The following is a 20156-nucleotide window of genomic DNA, read 5'->3' as shown; positions in this document are numbered from 1 at the left end:
ATAAGAGACAGCCCCCGTGGCCTCGCAGCCACCGGCGCCGGATCCCGGACCGGGCCCCGGCCACGACGGCGAGTGGTCCGAGTTCCGGGCGGCCGTGCTGCGCGAGCTGGAGGACTTCTTCGCATCCCCTGCGCACCGCGTGGCCCGCAGCCCCGGGTTCCCGCTGCTGTGGGAGCGGATCCGCGAGCAGCTGGCGGGCGGCAAGCTCATCCGCCCGCGCCTCACGCTCATCGCGTGGCGCTCCTTCGCTCCGGTGCCGCGCGGGGGCGACGCCGCGGCGCAGGTTCCGGACGCCGCCTGCGTTCGGCTGGCGGCGTCGTTCGAGATGCTGCACGCGGCGCTGCTGGTGCACGACGACGTGGTGGACCAGGACTGGCGCCGCCGGGGCCGTCCCACGGTGGGGGAGCTCTTCCGCCGGGACGCCCTGGCCGCCGGGGTGGGCGAGGAGGAGGCGGAGCACGCGGGATCGTCCGCGGCGGTCCTCGCCGGGGACCTGCTGCTCGCGGGTGCGCTGCGGCTCGCGACCACGTGCACCACGGACCCGGGGCGCTCGCGGGCCGTGGCGGACGTGGTGTTCGAGGCCGTGACCGCCTCCGCGGCGGGAGAGCTGGACGACCTCCTGCTGTCCCTGCACCGCTTCGGGGCGGAGCACCCGGACGTGCAGGCCATTTTGGACATGGAGCGGCTCAAGACAGCCACCTACTCTTTCGAGGCGCCGCTGCGCGCGGGGGCCCTGCTCGCGGGGGCCGGGACGGACGACGCCGAGCGCCTGGCCCGTGCGGGTGCGCTGCTGGGTGTGGGCTACCAGGTGGTCGACGACGTCCTGGGCACTTTCGGGGACCCGGAGGTCACCGGCAAGTCCGTGGACGCCGATCTGCGCTCGGGCAAGGCCACCGTGCTCACCGCCCACGGGATGCAGGTCCCGGGGGTCCGTCGAGTGCTCGAGGACCTGGCGAGCGGCGCGGCCACGGTGGCCCGTGCCCGGGAGGCGATCGCGGACTCGGGAGCCCGGGAGGCCGCTCTCCAGCTGGCCGCCGGTCTCGTGGGGCAGGCCCGCGAACTCCTGGACGGGCTGGCGCTGCCGCAGGCGCAGCGCGCCCAGCTCGACGTCCTGTGCCACCACGTCCTGAACCGAGACTCGTAGTGAGGACCCCCATGACTGTTCCGGACGCGCAGGCTTTCGCGCCGCTGCGCCTGTACACCGGCACCGCCCTGACCGCCTCCGGGCGCGTGATCGGTGAGTACTCCACGTCCTTCTCCCTCGCGTGCCGCACCCTGCCGGGCCCGGTGCGCCGCGACATCGCCGGGATCTACGCGCTCGTGCGCGTGGCGGACGAAGTGGTGGACGGCACCGCCCGGGCGGCGGGCCTGGACGCCGCGCAGGTGCGTGCCGCGCTGGACGACTACGAGGCGGCCGTGGACCGGGCGCTGGACACCGGCTTCGCCACGGACCTGGTGGTCCACGGCTTCGCGGACGTGGCCCGCCGCCACGGCTTCGGGCGCGAGCTCACCGCCCCGTTCTTCGCCTCGATGCGCGCGGACCTGGAGGTCGCGGAGCACGACGGCGCCTCGCTGGAGTCCTACATCTACGGTTCCGCGGAGGTGGTGGGTCTGATGTGCCTGGCCGTGTTCATGGACATGCCCGGGACCCTCGCGGACACCCCCGCCCAGCGCGAGCTGCTGACGGACTGCGCCCGGCGGCTGGGGGCGGCGTTCCAGAAGGTCAACTTCCTGCGGGACCTCGGCGCGGACCACGACCAGTTGGGACGCACCTACTTCCCCGGCGCGGACCCCGTGCACCTCACCGAGGCGCAGAAGACCGCGCTGCTCGCGGACCTCACCGCGGACCTCGACGCCGCTGTGCCCGGCGTCCTCGCCCTGGACCGGCGCGCTCGCCGCGCAGTGGCCATGGCCCACGGACTGTTCGGGGAGCTCGCGCGCCGGATCGAGCGGGTTCCCGCGCACGAGCTGCCGCGGCGCCGGATCAGCGTGCCCGCCGCGGTGAAGCTGCGGATCGCCGCACGCTCCCTCTCGGACACGGGGGTGACGGCGTGACCCGGACGGACCACGAGCACCAGGGCGGAGCACCCACGACCATGATGAACGAGAGCACGAGCACGAACTTTGACGCGGCGACCACGGCTCCCGAAGGCGGGGCCGCCCCCCGGACGATTGTGATCGGTGGTGGGTTCGCGGGGCTCGCCACCGCGGGGCTGCTGGCCCGGGACGGGCACCGGGTGACCCTGCTGGAGCAGCGGGACACCCTGGGTGGGCGCTCGGGGCGCTGGTCCGCGGAGGGGTTCACGTTCGACACCGGCCCCAGCTGGTACCTCATGCCCGAGGTCATCGACCGGTGGTTCCGGCTCATGGGCTCGAGCGCCCCCGAGCAGCTGGACCTGCGCCGCCTGGACCCCGGCTACCGCACGTTCTTCGAGCAGCACCTGGACGAGCCGCCCACGGACGTGCGCGCCGGGCACGCGGAGGAGCTGTTCGAGCAGCTCGACCCCGGCTCCTCCGACGCCCTGCGGGAGTACCTGGACTCGGGTGCGGAGGTGTACGAGCTGGCCAAGAAGCACTTCCTGTACACCAACTTCTCCCGCCCCACGGACCTCGCGCGCACGGAGGTGCTGCGCAATCTGCCCCGGCTGGGCGGGCTGCTGAGCTCGTCCATGAAGAGCTACGTGGCCGCGCGCTTCCGTGACCCGCGGCAGCGCCAGATCCTGGGCTACCCCGCCGTATTCCTGGGCGCTTCCCCGGACACCGCCCCCGCGATGTACCACCTCATGAGCCACCTGGACCTCACGGACGGGGTGCAGTACCCCGTGGGCGGGTTCGCTGCGCTCGTGGACGCCATGGAACGCCTCGTGCGTGCGGCCGGCGTGGAGATCGTCACCGGTGCCGCGGTCAGCGGCATCGAGGTCTCGTCCGCACGGCCTTCGCCGCGGTCCCTGGTGGGCGCGGCCCGGTCACGACGCCGCTCGGCCGGCGCCGTGACCGGGGTGACCTACCGCGTGGGGGAGCCGGGCGGCGTCGGCAAGGTCAGGCTCCCCGCGGACGTGGTGATCGGTGCGGCGGACCTGCACCACCTGCAGACCCGGCTGCTGCCGGAGCGGTTCCGGGCACCGGAGTCCCGGTGGAAGCGTCGTGACCCCGGGCCCTCCGGGGTGCTCGTGTGCCTGGGCGTGCGGGGCAGGCTGCCGCAGCTCGTGCACCACAACCTGCTGTTCACCGCGGACTGGGACGACAACTTCGGGCGCATCGCGGACGGCACGCCGCTCGCGGAGCAGACCTCGATCTACGTGTCCATGACCTCGGCCACCGACCCGGGCACCGCCCCGGAGGGGGATGAGAACCTGTTCATCCTGGTGCCCTCGCCCGCCGTGCCGGAGTGGGGGCGGGGCGGGGTGCGCACCCCGGACACGGACGAGCCGGGCTCCCCGCAGGTGGAGCGGGTGGCGGACGCCGCCATCGCGCAGCTGGCGCGCTGGGCGGACATCCCGGACCTTGCCGAGCGGATCGTGGTGCGCCGCACGTACGGCCCCGAGGACTTCGAGGCGCAGTTCAACGCGTGGCGCGGCTCCATGCTGGGCCCGGGCCACACGCTGCGCCAGTCCGCGCTGTTCCGCCCCGGCGTCACGGACCCGGGGATCACGGGTCTCTACTACGCGGGCTCGTCGGTGCGCCCGGGGATTGGCGTGCCCATGTGCCTGATCTCCTCCGAGGTGGTCCGGGACGCGGTCCGGGGACGCGGGGACCGCTGATGTACCTGGCCGTGCTGCTCGTGCTCCTGGGGTGCTTCGCGCTGATTGACCGGCGCTGGGGCTTGTTCTTCTGGTCCGGGCACCCGCTGCGCGCGTGGCTCGTGCTGCTCGCGGGGACGGTGTTCTTCCTCGCGTGGGACCTGGTGGGGATCGCCAACGGCCTGTTCTGGCACGGCGAGAACTCGCTGACGCTCGGTGTGTTCGTGGCTCCCGAGCTGCCCCTGGAGGAGGTCTTCTTCCTCGCGTTCCTGGGCTACCAGACCATGGTCTACGTGCTGGGCGCGCCCGTGCTGTGGCGCTGGCTGCGGTCCCGCGCGGCGGGGCACCCCAGCGCCGGGGACGCCGTGGCACGTGCGGCAGAGACGAGCCGCACACCACCGACGGGAGAACGCTCATGACGTACTGGGGTGTGAACGCGATCTTCCTGGGGATCGCCGTGGTGGTCCTCGCCGTGGCGGTGCTGCTGCGCCGTCCGGGACGACTGTTCTGGGGTTCGCTCGCGGGGGCCGCGGTGCTGCTCGTGGTCCTCACAGCGGTGTTCGACAACGTCATGATCGCCTCCGGGATCATGACGTACACGGAGCAGAACATCTCCGGGGTGCGGATCGGGCTCGCGCCGCTCGAGGACTTCGCCTACCCCGTGGCGGGTGTGCTGCTGCTGCCCGCGCTGTGGCTGCTGCTGGGCCGGGAACGGGCGGGGGCGGCGTCGTCCCCCGGGGCCCGAGGTGCCGAGGAGGGGAGGGGACGTGCTCACTAGGCTGTTCTGGGCCTCGCGGCCCCTGAGCTGGGTCAACACGGCCTACCCGTTCGCGGCGGCCGTGCTGCTGACCGGCGGGCTGCCGTGGTGGCTCGTGGTGCTGGGCAGCGTGTTCTTCCTGGTGCCCTACAACCTGGCGATGTACGGGATCAACGACGTCTTCGACTACGAGTCGGACCTGCGCAACCCCCGCAAGGGCGGTGTGGAGGGCGCGGTGGTGGACCGGGCGGCGCAGCGGTCCGTGCTGCTGGCCTCGTGCCTGGTCCCCGCGCCGTTCGTGCTCGTGCTCGCCGGGTACGGGGTGGCCACGGGAAACTGGGTCTCACTCGCGGTGCTCGCGGTGTCCCTGTTCGCGGTGGTCGCGTACTCGTGGGCGGGGCTGCGGTTCAAGGAGCGTCCGTTCCTGGACGCGATGACCTCCGCCACGCACTTCGTCTCCCCGGCCGTGTACGGGCTCACGCTCGCGGGTGCCGAGTTCACCGGCGCGCTGTGGGCCCTGCTGGCCGGGTTCTTCCTGTGGGGCATGGCCTCGCAGATGTTCGGGGCGGTGCAGGACGTGGTCCCGGACCGCGAGGGCGGGCTGGGTTCCGTGGCCACCGTGCTGGGCGCCCGCCCCACCGTGTGGCTCTCCGCGGGGCTGTACGCGCTCGCCGGGATCCTGATGCTGTGCACCGAGTGGCCCGGTCAGCTGGCCGCGCTGCTCGCGGTGCCGTACCTGCTCAATGCCCTGCGCTTCCGCGGCGTCACGGACGCCGACTCCGGGCGCGCGAACGCCGGGTGGAGGACCTTCCTGTGGTTGAACTACCTCACGGGGTTCCTGGTGACCATGCTGCTGATCTGGTGGTCCCAGGTCCGCGGCTGAGGACCGCTCGCCGCGTGGTGCAGACTTTCAGCGCGTGCGGCGCTCCAGGCGCCGGAGCTGCTGCTCCTGGTGGTCGTGGCCGAACCACTCGTAGCCCACCACCGTGGGCAGCGTGGCGGCCGCGACCACCAGCAGGCACCAGCCCATGGGCACGCCCCACCACGCGAGCAGGGGGCCCGTGGCGGCGAGCGCGAGCGTGATCAGGATGAGCACGATGTGGCGCAGGTCCGCCTCCGGCACGAACACCGTGTACAGCCCGTAGAAGCCCAGGTAGAACACCAGCAGCGGCACCCCCACGAACAGCACGGCGAGTGCGGGGGAGGCCTCCTCCGGGTGGGCCAGTGCGGCGCCGGCCACGTGCAGACCGGCGCCCATGGCGGCGATGGCGCCCAGGATCACCAGGTGCAGGACAGTGAAGATCCCCGCCACCGACGGCCGGGCCGCGAGCGCCCTGCCGAAGTCCACACCGAAGTAGCTCCACCACACGCCGAACGTGAGACCGAGCCCGGCGGCGACCACCAGGACGGGCTGCAGCGTCCAGCCGCCCTCCTCGGGCAGGGCGGTCTGCAGCGCGGCAATGGTTCCCACGACGCTCTCGCCGAGGGTGATGATCGCGATGAGCCCGAAGCGCTCCGCGAGGTGGTGGGGGTGCCACGGGGCCTGCTGGCTGCCGCCGGGCAGCAGGTGGCCCAGGAACTCGAAGCCCACGAGCACCAGGCCGGCGCCCACGAACACGGGCCACGTGGTGGGGAACACTGCAGTCAGGGTCCAGCCGACCTGCGCCACCACGGTCCAGAGGATCACCACGCCCGCGCGGTGCCGGTGCTCGGGAACCCTGAGGTAGACGCGCAGCCACTGTGCCAGCAGCCCCAGGCGCATCACGATGTACCCGGCCACCATGGGCCCGTTGTGCACGTGCTCCTCGTGGAGGGACTCGAAGAACGGCGGGATCCCCAGCGCCAGGATCACCACCCCGGTCATCTGCACCATGGTGGACAGCCGCTGCAGCCAGTCGTCGGTGTCGAACGCGGAGGAGAACCACGTGTTGCCCACCCACGCCCACACCACGGCGAACATGGCCACGCTGAACGCGAGCACCCCGCCGGCCACGTTGCCCGTCTCCACCTGGTGCGCGAGCGCCACACCGGCCTGGGAGAACGCCGCCACGAACACGAGGTCGTACAGCAGTTCCAACGGGGTGGCGGTCCGGTGCGCCTCGGTGCGGTCCCGGGCGCTGATGCGGCGCAGGCCGTGGGGCGCAGGGGTGCTCTCCGCGGGGGTGTGGGTCATGGGAGTCATCGTAGGGTGCGGCCCAGGCGCGCGAGAATTTACGGTGCCGCGCGCGGCGGAGGCGGCGCAGCGGCGTCGTCCTCATGGCGGCGCGGCACCGGGCCGTGCGGTGTGGGGCCGCGCAGTGCGCTCCCGGCGGCGTGCGGGCGGTGCGCGGAACTCCCCGCCGTGCACGACGCCGCCCTCACGTGCGTGCCGGACTCCCTCGCCTGAACTCCGGGCTCAGGACCAGGCGCGCGCGAGCAGCTCCATGGACTGCAGGACGTCCGGCTGGCGCGTGGACAGCGGCGAGATCATGAGCTCGTCCGCGTCCGCGTGGTCCGCGAAGCGGTGCAGGTAGTCCACCACGGTGTCCGGGGTGCCCACGCCCATGTAGCTGAGCATGTGCAGGATCTGGGACGCGGCGGGCGAGGCCATGACCATGTCCATCTCCTCGTCCGTGAACTCGCGGCCGCGGCCCAGCATGAGCTTCACGCGGGCCCGCTGCGTGGCCTCGAGCTGGCGCGCGGCGTCCTGTGCGTCCTCGGAGACGATCACGTTCACCGCCGCGATCACGTACGGCTCCGCGAGCTGCTCGGAGGGCTGGAACTGGGAGCGGTAGGCCGCCACGGCATCCACCAGTGCGTCCGGGGCGAAGTGCGAGGCGAACGCGTACGGCAGGCCGTAGGCCGCCGCGAGCTGGGCGCCGAACAGCGAGGAGCCCAGGATGGTCAGCGGCACGTTCGTGCCCGCACCGGGCACCGCGCGCACCCCCGGGATCAGCGACTCGTCCCGCAGGAAGCCCTGCAGCTCCCTGACGTCCTGGGGGAAGTTCTCTGCGGCCTCGGGAGCACGGCGCAGCGCCTGCAGGGTGCGCGGGTCCGTGCCGGGCGCGCGCCCCAGGCCGAGGTCGATGCGCCCGGGGTACAGCTCCGCGAGCGTGCCGAACTGCTCGGCGACCACCAGCGGGGAGTGGTTGGGCAGCATCACGCCGCCGGAACCGAGCCGGATGCTCTCGGTGCGCGCCGCGATGTGGGAGATCAGCACCGCGGGAGCGGAGGACGCAATGGTGGGGGCGTTGTGGTGCTCGGAGTACCAGACGCGCTGGTAGCCCAGGCGTTCGACGTGCTGGGCGAGGGTCACGGAGTCCGCGAACGTCTCGCGCAGCGGCTGGTTCTCCCGCACGGTGGCGAAGTCGATGACGGACAGGGGCAGGGACATGGCAGGACCTTTCCAGACGAAAGCTTGCTGTGGAAATAACGGGACTGGTGGGCGTGGTATTCCGCGGGGGAGTCCGTGTGTGGGTGTCGGAGTGCGGTCCTACGCTCGGGCCATGTCCGAGTACGAGGTCGAGGAGCTCTTCACCGTCCCGCGCTCACGCCGCGTGCTGGCACCCGGTGCGGTGCACGTGCCCGACTGGCTGGACACCGGGTGCCAGCAGCAGCTGGTCACGGTCTGCCGGGAGTGGGTGCGAGCTGCTCCCATGAAGCACCAGGTCATGCCCGGGGGCGGGCGGATGTCCGTGCAGTCGGTCATGCTCGGCACGCGCGAGCCCTACCGCTACGGCGCTGCCGCGGGCCCGCGCCTGCCCGAGCTGCCGGAGTGGCTCGTGGCGCTCGGCACCCGCGCGGTGGCGGAGGCCTACGGGCCGGGCGCGGACGACGACGCCGCGGGGCCGGTGGCCGCGTCCGACCCGGACCCCGTGGCCTTCGACGGCATCGATCGGGTGGTGCGCGAGCACCGCCCGGACTCTGCGCTGGTCAACTTCTACGACGACGCCGCCCACATGGGCATGCACCAGGACAAGGACGAGTTCTCCGCCGCGCCCATCGTGTCCCTCTCGCTCGGGGACACGTGCATGTTCCGTTTGGGCAACACCGAGACCCGCACGGCGCCGTACCAGGACGTGGAGCTGCGTTCCGGGGACCTCTTCGTGTTCGGCGGACCGTCCCGGTACGCGTTCCACGGTGTGCCCAAGGTGCTGCCGGGGACCGGCGGGCGCCAGCTGGGGCTCAAGAACGGCGGGCGGCTGAACATCACGCTGCGCATGACGGGTGGCCGCGGCGGCAGGTGACGGGACACGGGTGCCGCCGCCGGGGAGGGCCAGGACCGGCGCGGGACGACCAGCTGCACGTGGGCGTGACGTGGTGGACACGGGGTGGGGCGCGCGCGGCCGCGGGACTTCGCGGCGGACCTGGCCGGGCGGCGTCGTGGGTGACGGTGACACACTGGGCCCATGCAGATCGAACCCGTGGATCCGAACCCGGCCGAGGCCCAGGTGGAGCGCTACCGCACCCTGGCCGCCGAGCACGCCTCGGGGGTGGGGGTGGTGTGCTCCCGGTACCGGGGCAAGGACCACGCGATTACGGTGACCGCCTTCGCGGACGTCTCCTACGACCCGCCCACCATGCTGGTGTGCCTGTACGACATGGGCCGGATGTGCGAGGCCGTGGAGAGCAGCGGAACGTGGACGCTGTCCCTGCTGGCCTCGGATCAGCGCCCCGTGGCCAACTGGCTCGCGAGTCCCGGCAACCCCGTGGACGGGTTGCTGGACACCGTCCCGTTCCACCGCACCCAGCGCACGGGCACCCCGGTGATCGACGGCTGCCTGAGCTGGTTCGAGCTGGATACCGTCTCCGCGCACACGGCGGCCACGCACCTGGTGGTGGTGGGCAGGGTCACCGCGATGGGCCGCGGTGCGGGGGCCGGTTCCACGGACCGTCCCCTGATCCACTACGCCAGGGAGTACAAGACCATCGGATGACATGAAACCGGGCGGTACCCCCGACCGCCCGCCCCGGGCCGATCCTTGGCAGCGCGCGGACGAAATGGCCCCGAGCGCGTGGCACCTGTGGGGCGAACGGCGGAGTTGCAGGTGCGAATCTGTCCCCCAAGGTGGCGCCGCTCTGCGCCGTGTGGCCCAGAATGTGGACCCTGAGACGGTGTCCTGCGGGCGCTGTCCCTGGCAGGATCGAGAGGAGCAGGGAGAGACAGAGGGCCGGGCCGACGACCCCGGAGCACCGCGGGAGAGGAACCCATGATCATGTCGGAGCGCGTCAGCGAGAGAACCCCCCAGGACACCACACCGCAGAGCGGGGCGGAGTTGGAGGGTGTGCCCGCCACGGGGCGGGAGGCCGAAAGCGTGGCGGCGCACGTCGTGGATCTCGTGGCCCCCACGGAGGCGCTGCAAAGCGATCCCGGACTCACCGAGGGGTTCAAGTCCGCGTTCGGCCAGCACCCCGCGGGCATCGCCATCATCACGGTGGCCGGCCCGGAGGGTCCGGTGGGCCTCACGGCGTCCTCGGTGTCCTCGATCTCCGCGGACCCGCCCATCCTGGGGTTCTCCCTGCAGGCCAAGCGCGGCTCCGCCGCGGTGGTGGCCACCGCGGATTCGTTCATCGTCCACTTCCTGGACTCCGACAACGTGGAGCTGGCCCGTTCCTTTGCGATCTCCGGTGCCCCGCGCTTCGGGGAGGACATGGCCTGGGAGACCCTGCCCACGGGTGAACCCCGGCTCACGGATGTGCGCCGCGTGCTGCGCGCCATTCCGCTGGCCCGCATCAAGGCCGGGCCCGCGCTGGTGTTCAACGCCGCGGTGGTGGACGTCCTGGGCGAGGAGGGCTCCGGCAGCCCCCTGGTGTACCACCAGCGCCAGTTCCACGGCCTGAGTCACAACTCGGTGCTGGACCTGCACCTCTAGTCCAGCCAGGGAGGCGCTGCGGCCCCTGCCGGGACCCGCACAGAAAGTTTCTTCGACATACATTGACGCATCATCAAAGTGGGCGTAATTTAGTTTCCGAAGCAAGCAAGTGGTTGGCGCAGCGCCGACCCACGAGACGCGGAGGAACGCACCCATGAACACCCTCGACGGCATGACCACCGGCACCTGGACCCTCGACCCGGCGCACACCGAGGTGGGGTTCTCGGTCCGCCACGCCGGCATCTCCAAGGTCCGCGGCACGTTCGCAGGGGTCTCCGGCGAACTGACCGTGGCCGAGGACGCCGCTCGGTCCACCGGCCGGGTGGAGATCGAGATGGCCTCGGTGGACACCAAGAACGAGGCCCGCGACAACCACGTGCGCTCCGCGGAGTTCTTCGACGTGGAGACCTTCCCGCAGATGAGCTATGACATCACCGGCGTGCACCTGGACGGCGGGGAAGGCACGGTCACGGGCATCCTGACCCTGCGCGGGGTCTCCCGCGAGGTGGAGCTCGAGACGGAGTTCAACGGCGTGGCCGTGGACGCGTTCGGCACCACCCGGGCGGGCTTCACCGCCGCCACCACGATCTCCCGCAAGGAGTTCGGCATCACCTGGAACGCGGCCCTGGAGGCCGGCGGGGTCATGGTCTCGGACAAGGTCCGGATCGACCTGGACGTGGAGTTCACCGCTCCCGGCTCTGCCGCCTGAGACGCTCAGCAGTCTGAGCGGCTCCCCGCCTCAGCGGCTCCGCCCCTGAGCGGTGCGCGTGACGTGCCGGTGCCCCCGATCCTCGACGGGGCGCCGGCACTGCCGTGTCCGGGAACCGCTGCTGTGCGCGGATGCCTCAGCCGTGTCCTGGTGCCGTGGCCCGTGCTCGGGGTCGTGCGCCGTGCGAGCTGACGGGTCTCAGCGCAGCGACTGCATGATGAAGTAGATCAGGGGAACCAGTACGAGCCCCAGCAGCGCGATCCGGCGCACCCGCACTTCCATGCGCGCGGGGTTGATCCGAGGGGTGTGCTCGCGGGGGCCGGAACCGTTGTCGGTCTGAGAGCTGCCCTCGAGGTCATCGGCCTCCGTGAGGGGCCCCGGCGGCGTCGTCCCGGGTCCGTCGGGGTCGGAGCGGTCCCCGGGGCGCGGGCCCTGAGGCGTGCTCATCGCCACTGCGTGGTCATGATCAGCCCGGCGAGCATGAACCCGAGACCGATGAAGAGGTTCCACTCGCCGATCCCCGGGATGGGCACCAGGCCCTGGAACAGGTAGTAGGCGATGATCCACAGCAGCCCCACGATAATCAGGCCGATCATGATCACCTTGAACCACATGGGCGTGGGGCGGTACTCGGTGGCGCGGTGCTCGCGGGCCTCGGCCTTGGCGGCCTTCTCCTCGCGGCGCTTGGCCTGCCGGGCGGCCTTGATGCGGGCCTTGGCCTCCGCCGGGGTCTCCTCCGCGGTGTCCTCGGCGCCCACGGTGGCGGCCTGCGGGGCGGCGTCGCCCGCGCCGGTGGTGCTCGCCGCGTCCGACGACGCCGTGGCCGACGTCTGCGCGCTCGTCTTCTTCCTGCGCTTCCTGTGCTTCGTGGAAGGCGTGACAGCGGCGTCGGGCTCGTGGTCGGCCGCGGCGCCCGAGCCGGTTCCGGGGCCCTCGGCGAGCTCGGTGTCCGTCACCGCGTCCCGCGCCGAGACGGAGGTGGAACCGGCCTGGCGGGTGGCCGCACGCTCGAAGGAGGCCGCGGCACTGTTGCGCGGCAGGATCTCCGCGGCGAGGGCGGCGAGCTCGCGGTCCTCCTCCGTGAGGCTGAACTGCTGTGTTTCGTCCTGGGCGTTGCGGGATCTACCGAAGCGCTTCTTGGGCTGCGACACTGCTGATCATTCCTCCTAGCGCGGGAGCGACCCGGCGCCGTGCGGGTGGGTCCGTGGCTCGCGCGGGCGCCCACCGGTGAATTCCGGGGCGGCGGCCCCGGCGTGACATCGCCGTTCAGTCTATCGCCCGCGCGGGCGTAGACTTGCGCGAGTTCTTTCAACCGGTGAACGCGCAGGAGTTCTTGAGTGTCTGTGAAGATCCTCGTCGTGGACAACTACGACAGCTTTGTCTACACGCTGGTGGGCTACCTCCAGCAGCTGGGTGCCCAGACCACCGTGGTGCGCAACGACGACCTCGACGTCCCCGCCGCCACGGCCCTCGCGGGCGAGCACCAGGGCGTGCTGCTCTCACCGGGCCCCGGAGCCCCCGCGGACGCGGGCGTGTGCTCTGACCTGATCCGCTGGGCGGAGCGCACCCGCACCCCGCTGCTCGGCGTGTGCCTGGGCCACCAGGCCCTGGGTGAGGTTTACGGGGCGCGCGTGGGCCACGCGCAGCAGCTCATGCACGGCAAGACCTCCCAGCTGGTGCACCAGGGGGAGAGCGTCTTCGCCGGGGTCCCCTCGCCGTTCACCGCCACCCGGTACCACTCGCTCGCCGTGGCCACGGACACCGTCCCGGACTGCCTGGAGGTCACCGCCACCACGGACGACGGGCAGGTGGTCATGGGGCTCAGGCACCGCACCGCCCCGCTGCACGGCGTGCAGTTCCACCCGGAGTCCGTGCTCACCGAGGGCGGCTACCTCATGCTGGGCAACTGGCTCGAGGAGGTCGGCCAGGACGGTGCCGCAGCCGCTGCCGCGGGGCTGTCCCCGCTCATGACGGCCTGACCCGCTGCGCCGAGTGGCGCCCCGTGCGAGAAGACCCGCGGTCCCCTGAGGGGCCGCGGGTCTTCTGCGTCTGCCGCTGTCTGCCGTTGCGACGAGCCGCCGCGGGAGCGGCCACAGGGCCGGCAACCGTGGCCGGATGGAGAACGGTGCGACGGAGACGTCCCGCGGACGTCAGCGGCCGCTGTCGCGCGAGGCCGTGGACCCGCCCGAGGGCTGCGGCCGGGTGGGCTTCGGGGAGGCCGTGGCCGTCTCCGCGGGCGCCGTGGGCTCTGTGGGCTCTGTGGGCTCCGTGGTCTCCTCCGGGGTCCGCGACGGTGTGGGGGACGGTTCGGTCTTCTTCGCGACCGTGAGCGTGATGGTGGAGCCCTGGCTCACCGACGAACCGGCGGGGGCGGACTGCGCGAGCACCGTTCCCGTCTCCGCGTCCTCCGTCTCGCGGATCTCCACGTTGGAGTTGAGCCGCACGTCCTCGGAGCGCAGGGCGCTCTCGGCGTCCGCGCGGCTGCGGCCCACCACGTCCGGGACCGTCACCTTGCCCGAGGACACCTGCAGCTTCACCGCGCTGTCCCTGGCCACGGAGCTGCCGGGTGCGGGGTCCGAGGAGATCACCGCGTTCGCCGGCACGGTGGCGCTGTTGACGGTGCTCACGGGGCCCACGGTGAGGCCGGCGTGCTGGATGGACTCCCGGGCGTACTCGAGGGACTGGCCCACGATGTCTTCCGGGACCTTCACGTTCTCGGGGCCCTCGGACACCCTCACCACCACGGAGGAGTCCCGGTCCACCTCGGTGCCGGCGGCCGGGGACACTGCGATCACGTGCTTGTCCGGCACGGTGTCGCTGTGCTCCGGGGTGAACGTGGGGTTCAGGCCCGCGTCCCGCAGGGTGTTCTCGGCGGTGGTGCTGTCCATGCCCTCGACCTGGGGCACGGTCACCCGGGCCACCTGCTCCACCTGCTGGCTCTGCCACCACTGCACGCCCAGCACCGTCCCGGCCCCCAGCAGGGAGAGCAGCAGGACGACGACCAGGACGACGACCCAGCCACGCCGCCCGTGCCGCCGCTCGGGAACGTCGGCATCGGCGTCGTCGTCCGGCTCGAAGGGCCCGGGCCGCGGGGACGGCGTGGGCTCGGTGGGCTCCGTGTCCTCGCTGCGCCCCGCCGCCGTGACGGCTCCGGCGGCGACCGCGGCTCCCACGGCGGGAAGGGTCTTGGTGTGGGAGTCCGCCAGGGCAGCGGCGTCCGTGGGGCTGATGGGCTGGGTGGCACCCAGATCGGCGGGCAGGGCGGCCCCGAGCTCCCGCAGGGCGCGGCGCATCTGACCGGCGTCCGCGAAGCGGTCCTGCGGGTTCTTGGCCAGGGCCCGTTCCATGAAGCGGTCCACGGCGGGCGGCAGCTGCGGGTTCAGGGCGGACGGCGCGGGCGGTGCGTCCCGCACGTGCTGCGCGGCGATCGCCACGGAGGACTCGCCCACGAACGGCGCGCGGCCCGTGAGCATCTCGAACAGCACGCACGCCGCGGAGTAGAGGTCCGAGCGGGGGTCCACGGCGGCCCCGCGAGCCTGCTCCGGGGAGAGGTACTGCGCGGTGCCCAGCACCGCCTGGGACTGCGTGAGCGCGGCCTGGGTGTCCTCCACGGCGCGCGCGATGCCGAAGTCCATGACCTTGACGCTGCCGTCCGGGGTGACCTTCACGTTGGCGGGCTTGATGTCCCGGTGCACGATCCCCGCCCGGTGGCTGAAGGACAGCGCGTCCACGATGCCGAGCATGTACTCGACGGCCTCGGCGGGGGCCACGCCCGGGCCGTGGATCAGCTCCCGCAGGGTCTCCCCGGGCACGTACTCCATCACGATGTAGGGCCGCAGCACGCCGTCCGGGCTCTGCGGCCGGATCTCGCCGGTGTCGTAGATGGCCACGATGGAGTGGTGGTTCAGGGAGGCGACCGCGTGCGCCTCGCGCTGGAACCGTTCGTGGAAGGTCTCGTCCGCCGCGAGCTCGGGGCGCAGGATCTTGATGGCCACCTGGCGGCCCAGCCGGACGTCCTGGCCCACGTGCACCGTGGCCATGCCGCCGCGGCCGATGACCTCGCCGACCTGGTAGCGGTCGTTGATCAGCTCGGGAACCGAAGACCCACCCATGTGCTCTACCCGTCCGTGCCCGTGCCGGGGGAGGGAGCCGCCACGGCACCCGTGTCCTGCGGGTCGGTGGAGTCCGTGGTGCCGTCAGCCCGCACGCCCTGTCCGTCGGAGACGCCGCCGTCCTGCGTGCCGCCGGCGGCACTGTTCTCGGGAGCGGCGCCGTTCGTGGCGCCGTTGCCCCCGGTGTTGGGAGCGGCAGGGGGGACCGAGTTGCCGGGGATTGCGGGCCCCTGGTCCGGGTCCTGCGTGGGCGCGGGCTGCGAGGGGGCAGGGGTGGATCCGCCACCCGAGCCCTGGGCCGGAGCGGCCGCGGGATCCCATGCCACGTACATGACCACCGTGGAGCCGACCGCCACGTCCGTGCCGCCCGCGGGATCCGAGGAGACCACGGTGTTGGCGGGCCGCCCGGTGTCCCGCTGCAGCCGCTTGTCCACGTTCACGCCCATGGCGGTGATCTCGTTGGAGACCTGGTCCGCGTCCCGCCCCACGATGTTCTGGGGCAGGGTCACGGTGTTCTCCGGCGTGGGTGTCACGGTGGAGGAGGTCACGGTTCCCGGTGCCGGGGTGTCTGCGGAGTCCCGTGTGGAGAAGAACCACACGCCCGCGAGCACGAGCACCGCGAGGAGCGCGAGCACAGGGAGCAGCCACGCCCACACCGAGCGCTTGGCCTTCGTCCCGGACGAGCCCTCCGACCCCCGGGTCTGTTCGACGGCGTCCAACTGTGCTGTGGACGGGTGGGCGCTGTACCGGGGGTCCGGGCGGTCCGCGGCGGCCGCGGAACTCGTGATCGCCGCGGCCGACCCGGCGGTGCCGGGCATCGCGCGCGTACTCGGCCCGGAGACCGGGGCCATCGCCTCGGTGGGCTGGTCGTCGGCGGAACCGGTGTCGGACAGCCACGGGCCCATGCCGGGCACCATGGTCACGGCGGAGGCCACGTCCCCGCGGCGCAGGGCGTCCACGGCGTTGGCGAGCTTGCCGGCGTTCTCGGGCCGGTCCTCGGGATCCTTGGCCAGCATGGACATGATGAGCGCCCGCACCGGTTCCGGAACGGAGTCCGGCAGCGGCGGCGGGTTGTCGTTGACCTGGGCCAGGGCGATCGCGATCTGCGACTCCCCGGTGAAGGGCCGCCGCCCCGCGAGCAGCTCGTAGCCGATGATGCCCAGCGAGTAGATGTCGGAGGAGCCCGTGGCGGTCTGGCCCGTGGCCTGCTCCGGGGCGAGGTACTGGGCGGTGCCCATGACCTGGCCTGTGGCCGTCAGCGGCACCTGGTCCGCGAGGCGCGCGATGCCGAAGTCCGTGACCTTGACCCGGTTGTCCGGGGTGATGATCAGGTTGCCGGGCTTCACGTCCCGGTGCACCAGACCCTGCGCGTGGGCGGCCGCGAGGGCGCGCGCCGTCTGGCCGATGTAGTTGAGCACGGTGTCCGCGTCCAGCGACTTCTGCCGGTCGATGATGTTGGACAGCGGCTCGCCCGGCACGAGCTCCATGACCAGGAACGCGGAGCCCTCGTCCTCGCCGTAGTCGAAGACGTTCGCCACGCCGGGGTGGTTGAGCAGGGCCGTGTGACGGGCCTCGGCCCGGAACCGCTGCAGGAACGTGGGATCCCCGTTGTACTCGTCCTTGAGGATCTTCACGGCCACGATGCGGCCCAGGACCTGGTCCTTGGCCTTCCACACCTCGCCCATGCCACCGATGGCAATTCGTTCCGTGAGCGCGTAGCGACCGCCCAGAATGGTGCTCGACGATGGTCTCACTTGTTCAACACCGCCTCGAAGAGTTGCCGTGCGCTGGGGCTGGTCACGGTGGACCCTGTGGTGACGTCCACGTCCTCGACGACCACGGCCACTGCCAACTGGGGGTCATCGGCGGGCGCGAATCCAGTGAACCACGAATCGTTCAATCCGTCCTCGCCGGTCTCCGCCGTGCCGGTCTTGCCGGCCACCTTCACGCCGGGGACGGCCGCGCCGGAAGCGATGCCGTTGTCCACCACGGAGGTCATCAGCTCGGTCACGGTCTGCGCGGTCTCCGCGTCCGTGGAGCGGCGCAGCTGCTCCGCCTTGAACTCGTCGATCACGGAGAGGTCCGAGGAACGGACGTTCTTGACCAGGCTGGGCTTCATCATCACCCCGTCGTTGGCGATCGCCGCGGAGGTCATGGCCACCTGCAGCGGGGTGGTGCGGACGTCGTACTGCCCGATCGAGGACAGGGCGAGCTGCGCCTGGTTCATCTCCTCGGGGAACACCGAGGGGGTCACCTCCAGCGGGATGCTCAGCTCCTGGCCGTAGCCGAAGTTCTCGGCGGTCTTGCGGATCTCGTCCTGCCCGAGCTCCATCGCGATCTGGGCGAACGGCGTGTTGCAGGACTGCTCCAGGGCGAACTGCAGATTCACCTGCGAGCGGGCCGCGCAACCACCCTGGCGGTAGTTGGGCAGGGTCACGGTGGTGTCCGGCAGCGGCAGCTCGCTGGGGTTCGGGATCGTGGTGTCCGTGGTGTACTTCCCGGACTCCAGGGCCGCCACGGTGTCGATGAGCTTGAACGTGGAGCCGGGCGCGTAGAGGTCGCCGCCGATCGCGCGGTTCACGAGGGGCTGGGCGGGATCCGCGTTGAGCTGGTCCGCCGCGGCCACCACCTCGTCGGTGTTGTGGGAGGACATGGCGTTCGCGTCGTAGCTCTTGCGGGACACCATGGCCTTGATCTCGCCGGTCTTCGGGTCCACGGCCACGATCGAGCCGTTGTGACCCTCGAGCGCGTTGTAGGCCACCTTCTGGAGTTCCGAGTCCAGGGTCAGCTCCACGGACGCGCCCTTGGGCTGGTCGCCCGAGAACAGGGAGACCACGCGGTCGTAGAACTGGTCGTCCGAGGCCCCGGAGAGCTCGTCGCCCATGGCGGACTCCAGCCCCGTGGCGCCGTAGACCAGCGAGAAGTAGCCGGTGAGGTTGGAGTACATCGGGGAGTCCGTGTAGACGCGCTGGTGCTCGAAGTCGTCGCTCGACGGAACGGACTTGGCGATCTCCTGGCCGTCCACCAGGATCGAGCCCCGGTCCTGGCCGAACTGCTCGTAGAGGGTCCGGTTGTTCCAGGGGTTGGCCTGGAGGGCATCGGCCGCGAAGAACTGCACGTACGTCAGGGTCAGCAGCAGCACCATCACGATGCCCGCGACCATGAGCCACATCCTGCGGATCGCCTTGTTCACGGAGTCCCTCCTTCCTCGTCGGCCGCGCGTCCGGTGCGCGAGTTCGCTTCTGTGGCGGCGTCGCCCGCCGACGACGCCGGGCGGGCCGTTGCGCCCTCCTCGCCCCGTGTGCCGCGCTCGGCGGTGTTCGTTCGGGTGGTGAGACGGGACATCACCTCGGTGGCCGAGCCCGGCCCCGCGGCGTCGTGCGCGGCGGCGTCGAGGGGCTCGGCGGACGAGGCCAGGGCGGCGGACGGTGTGGGCTGCGTGGCCGGCTCCCGCTCGGCGGCGTCCCCGTCCTGGGCGCGCTGCTCCTCGCGGGCGCGGCGGCGTCGTTCGACCGACGCGAGATCCTCGTCCGTGGCGGGGCCGGTGGCCACCGGGCGCCGGGCGCTGTGGGAGATGGCCAGCAGGATGGCCACGATGATCCAGTTGGAGAGCAGGGACGAACCGCCGGCGGACATGAACGGTGTGGTCAGTCCGGTCAGCGGCAGCAGGCGGGTCACGCCGCCCACCACGATGAACAGCTGCAGCACCATCAGCGCGGACAGCCCGCCCGCGAGCAGCTTGCCGAACGCGTCCCGGGTGCCGAGCGCCGCGCGCAGACCGCGCGAGGCGAAGAGCAGGAACATCACCAGGATGGCCGAGAGCCCGATCAGGCCGAGCTCCTCACCGAACGCCGTGATGATCATGTCCGAGTTGGCATACGAGACGAGGTCCGGGCGGCCCTGCCCGAGCCCCTGGCCGAAGAGCCCGCCCGAGGCGAGGCCGAAGAGCCCCTGCACGATCTGGGCGGAGCCCCCGGGGGAGCGCGTGTAGACCTCGGGGTCGAACGCGGACAGCCAGGCGTCCAGGCGCAGGCTCACGTGGGAGAAGATACGGCTCGCGGCGAAACCGCCCACGAGCATGAGGACGAGGCCCAGCACGATCCAGCCGAGGCGACCGGTGGCCAGGTAGAGCATGGCCAGGAACAGGCCGAAGAACATGATGGCCGTGCCCATGTCCTTCTGCAGCACGAGCACCCCGATCGCGATGAGCCACGCGGCCAGCATGGGTGCGATGTCCTTGAAGCGCGGCAGCCGCACGGGCCCCACCTTGCGCCCCGCGAGCAGGATCAGGTCCCGGTTCATGGACAGGTACCCGGCGAAGAAGATGGCGAGCGTGATCTTGGCGATCTCACCGGGCTGGAACGTGCGTCCCGCCACGGAGATCCACAGCCGGGCGCCGTTGATCTCCACGCCCAGCCCCGGAACCATGGGCAGCAGGAGCAGCACCACGGACAGCAGCAGCATGGTGTAAGTGACGTTGCGCAGCCGGCGGTGGTCCTTGAGGAACCACAGGACCACGCAGCACGCGACCAGCGCCACGGCGGTCCACACCACCTGCGTGTTTGCGGCGGTCTGGCCCGTGGAGAGGTCGATGCGGTGGATCATGGCCAGGCCCAGGCCGTTGAGCGCCACGGCAATGGGCAGCAGGTACGGGTCCGCGTACCGGGCGCGGATCCACAGCACCACGTGCACGAGCAGCGCGCCCCCGGCCAGGACGGCCCCGCTCACGATGATGTGGGAGGGGTCCTTCTCCAGCTGCTCGGGGTCCACCAGGATGTTGGCGCCCACGCCGATGGTCAGGGCCATCAGCAGCAGCATCAGCTCGGTGATGCGCCGGGGCTTGGGCAGCACGGCAGGGTGCTGGGCCGGCGCGGCGGCCGGCGCGGCAAGGGTGCTCACGAGCCGTCACCCCCGGAAGAGCTCCGCCCCGGGCTCGGCGAGCCGCTGCCGCTGCGCGACGGATCGGGGGTGGGTGTGGTGACGGTC

Annotated in this window: 19 protein-coding genes; 11 read left to right on the top strand and 8 right to left on the bottom strand. The window is 71.9% G+C overall.

All coding sequences use genetic code 11. From position 1 onward, the window contains the following. The first annotated feature begins 16 nt into the window (after nt 1-16). From D9R02_RS07470 to D9R02_RS07445, 6 genes are read left to right on the top strand one after another with little or no spacing between them, the layout of a single operon-like run. Nucleotides 17-1144, top strand: a complete 1128-nt coding sequence (locus D9R02_RS07470) for a polyprenyl synthetase family protein (RefSeq protein ID WP_121566672.1) — start codon at nt 17-19, stop codon at nt 1142-1144. Nucleotides 1145-1155: 11 nt separating this feature from the next. Continuing rightward, a complete protein-coding gene (locus D9R02_RS07465; protein ID WP_121566671.1) occupies nt 1156-2055 on the top strand; it encodes a phytoene/squalene synthase family protein in 900 nt (299 codons plus the stop codon). Between the two features lie 41 nt (nt 2056-2096). Further along, nucleotides 2097-3761, top strand: coding sequence for a phytoene desaturase family protein (gene crtI / locus D9R02_RS07460; protein ID WP_438819416.1), 1665 nt, complete (start codon nt 2097-2099; stop codon nt 3759-3761). Beyond that, nucleotides 3761-4159 (top strand): lycopene cyclase domain-containing protein, encoded by a 399-nt coding sequence (locus D9R02_RS07455; RefSeq protein ID WP_019311294.1) that lies wholly within the window; start codon nt 3761-3763, stop codon nt 4157-4159. Before crtI ends, D9R02_RS07455 begins: the two co-directional genes overlap by 1 nt. Next, nucleotides 4156-4518: a lycopene cyclase domain-containing protein gene (locus tag D9R02_RS07450; protein WP_019311295.1), complete on the top strand. Its 363-nt coding sequence runs from the start codon at nt 4156-4158 to the stop codon at nt 4516-4518. Before D9R02_RS07455 ends, D9R02_RS07450 begins: the two co-directional genes overlap by 4 nt. After that, nucleotides 4508-5380 (top strand): prenyltransferase, encoded by an 873-nt coding sequence (locus D9R02_RS07445; RefSeq protein ID WP_121566670.1) that lies wholly within the window; start codon nt 4508-4510, stop codon nt 5378-5380. The genes D9R02_RS07450 and D9R02_RS07445 overlap by 11 nt, the downstream gene beginning before the upstream one ends. A 27-nt stretch (nt 5381-5407) precedes the next feature. Here D9R02_RS07445 and D9R02_RS07440 read toward each other — a convergent pair whose 3' ends face one another. Beyond that, the gene (locus D9R02_RS07440) at nt 5408-6670 is read right to left on the bottom strand and encodes a low temperature requirement protein A (protein WP_183085965.1); all 1263 of its coding nucleotides are present in this window, start codon (nt 6668-6670) and stop codon (nt 5408-5410) included. A gap of 222 nt (nt 6671-6892) precedes the next feature. After that, the gene (locus tag D9R02_RS07435; protein ID WP_019311298.1) at nt 6893-7870 is read right to left on the bottom strand and encodes an LLM class flavin-dependent oxidoreductase; all 978 of its coding nucleotides are present in this window, start codon (nt 7868-7870) and stop codon (nt 6893-6895) included. Nucleotides 7871-7982: 112 nt separating this feature from the next. Here D9R02_RS07435 and D9R02_RS07430 point away from each other — a divergent pair, with 112 nt between their 5' ends. From D9R02_RS07430 to D9R02_RS07415, 4 genes are all read left to right on the top strand, one after another. After that, nucleotides 7983-8723, top strand: coding sequence for an alpha-ketoglutarate-dependent dioxygenase AlkB family protein (locus D9R02_RS07430; RefSeq protein WP_029603571.1), 741 nt, complete (start codon nt 7983-7985; stop codon nt 8721-8723). Nucleotides 8724-8885: 162 nt separating this feature from the next. Then, the gene (locus D9R02_RS07425) at nt 8886-9413 is read left to right on the top strand and encodes a flavin reductase family protein (protein WP_019311018.1); all 528 of its coding nucleotides are present in this window, start codon (nt 8886-8888) and stop codon (nt 9411-9413) included. Nucleotides 9414-9686: 273 nt separating this feature from the next. After that, nucleotides 9687-10349 carry a flavin reductase family protein gene (locus D9R02_RS07420; protein WP_121566668.1) on the top strand — a complete coding sequence of 221 codons (663 nt, stop codon included), beginning with the start codon at nt 9687-9689 and terminating at the stop codon, nt 10347-10349. 154 nt (nt 10350-10503) lie between these two features. Then, entirely contained in the window at nt 10504-11058 is a 555-nt protein-coding gene (locus tag D9R02_RS07415; RefSeq protein WP_121566667.1) for a YceI family protein, read from the top strand. A 198-nt stretch (nt 11059-11256) separates the two neighbouring features. On the opposite strand, the gene D9R02_RS07410 is transcribed toward D9R02_RS07415, so the two are convergent. Together D9R02_RS07410 and D9R02_RS07405 are read right to left on the bottom strand one after the other, a co-directional pair. Continuing rightward, nucleotides 11257-11505, bottom strand: coding sequence for a hypothetical protein (locus D9R02_RS07410; protein WP_124109503.1), 249 nt, complete (start codon nt 11503-11505; stop codon nt 11257-11259). Continuing rightward, the gene (locus D9R02_RS07405) at nt 11502-12209 is read right to left on the bottom strand and encodes a cell division protein CrgA (RefSeq protein ID WP_121566666.1); all 708 of its coding nucleotides are present in this window, start codon (nt 12207-12209) and stop codon (nt 11502-11504) included. The genes D9R02_RS07410 and D9R02_RS07405 overlap by 4 nt, the downstream gene beginning before the upstream one ends. A 186-nt stretch (nt 12210-12395) precedes the next feature. Here D9R02_RS07405 and D9R02_RS07400 point away from each other — a divergent pair, with 186 nt between their 5' ends. Then, the gene (locus D9R02_RS07400) at nt 12396-13037 is read left to right on the top strand and encodes an anthranilate synthase component II (RefSeq protein ID WP_019311023.1); all 642 of its coding nucleotides are present in this window, start codon (nt 12396-12398) and stop codon (nt 13035-13037) included. A gap of 171 nt (nt 13038-13208) precedes the next feature. Here D9R02_RS07400 and pknB read toward each other — a convergent pair whose 3' ends face one another. From pknB to D9R02_RS07380, 4 genes are read right to left on the bottom strand one after another with little or no spacing between them, the layout of a single operon-like run. Next, entirely contained in the window at nt 13209-15170 is a 1962-nt protein-coding gene (gene pknB / locus D9R02_RS07395; RefSeq protein WP_121566665.1) for a Stk1 family PASTA domain-containing Ser/Thr kinase, read from the bottom strand. A gap of 5 nt (nt 15171-15175) precedes the next feature. Further along, on the bottom strand, nt 15176-16924 hold the full coding sequence (locus D9R02_RS07390) for a protein kinase domain-containing protein (protein ID WP_121566664.1): 1749 nt from the start codon (nt 16922-16924) through the stop codon (nt 15176-15178). Next, nucleotides 16921-18363, bottom strand: a complete 1443-nt coding sequence (locus tag D9R02_RS07385) for a peptidoglycan D,D-transpeptidase FtsI family protein (protein WP_039101341.1) — start codon at nt 18361-18363, stop codon at nt 16921-16923. The genes D9R02_RS07390 and D9R02_RS07385 overlap by 4 nt, the downstream gene beginning before the upstream one ends. Next, nucleotides 18360-20069, bottom strand: a complete 1710-nt coding sequence (locus D9R02_RS07380; protein WP_121566663.1) for an FtsW/RodA/SpoVE family cell cycle protein — start codon at nt 20067-20069, stop codon at nt 18360-18362. Before D9R02_RS07380 ends, D9R02_RS07385 begins: the two co-directional genes overlap by 4 nt. Nucleotides 20070-20156 lie beyond the last annotated feature (87 nt).

The sequence above is a fragment of the Kocuria rhizophila genome, assembly GCF_003667225.1.
GTDB lineage: Bacteria > Actinomycetota > Actinomycetes > Actinomycetales > Micrococcaceae > Kocuria > Kocuria rhizophila.
The sequence above is the reverse complement of the archived record's forward strand: the minus strand, read 5'-3'. Positions and strand labels throughout refer to the sequence as shown.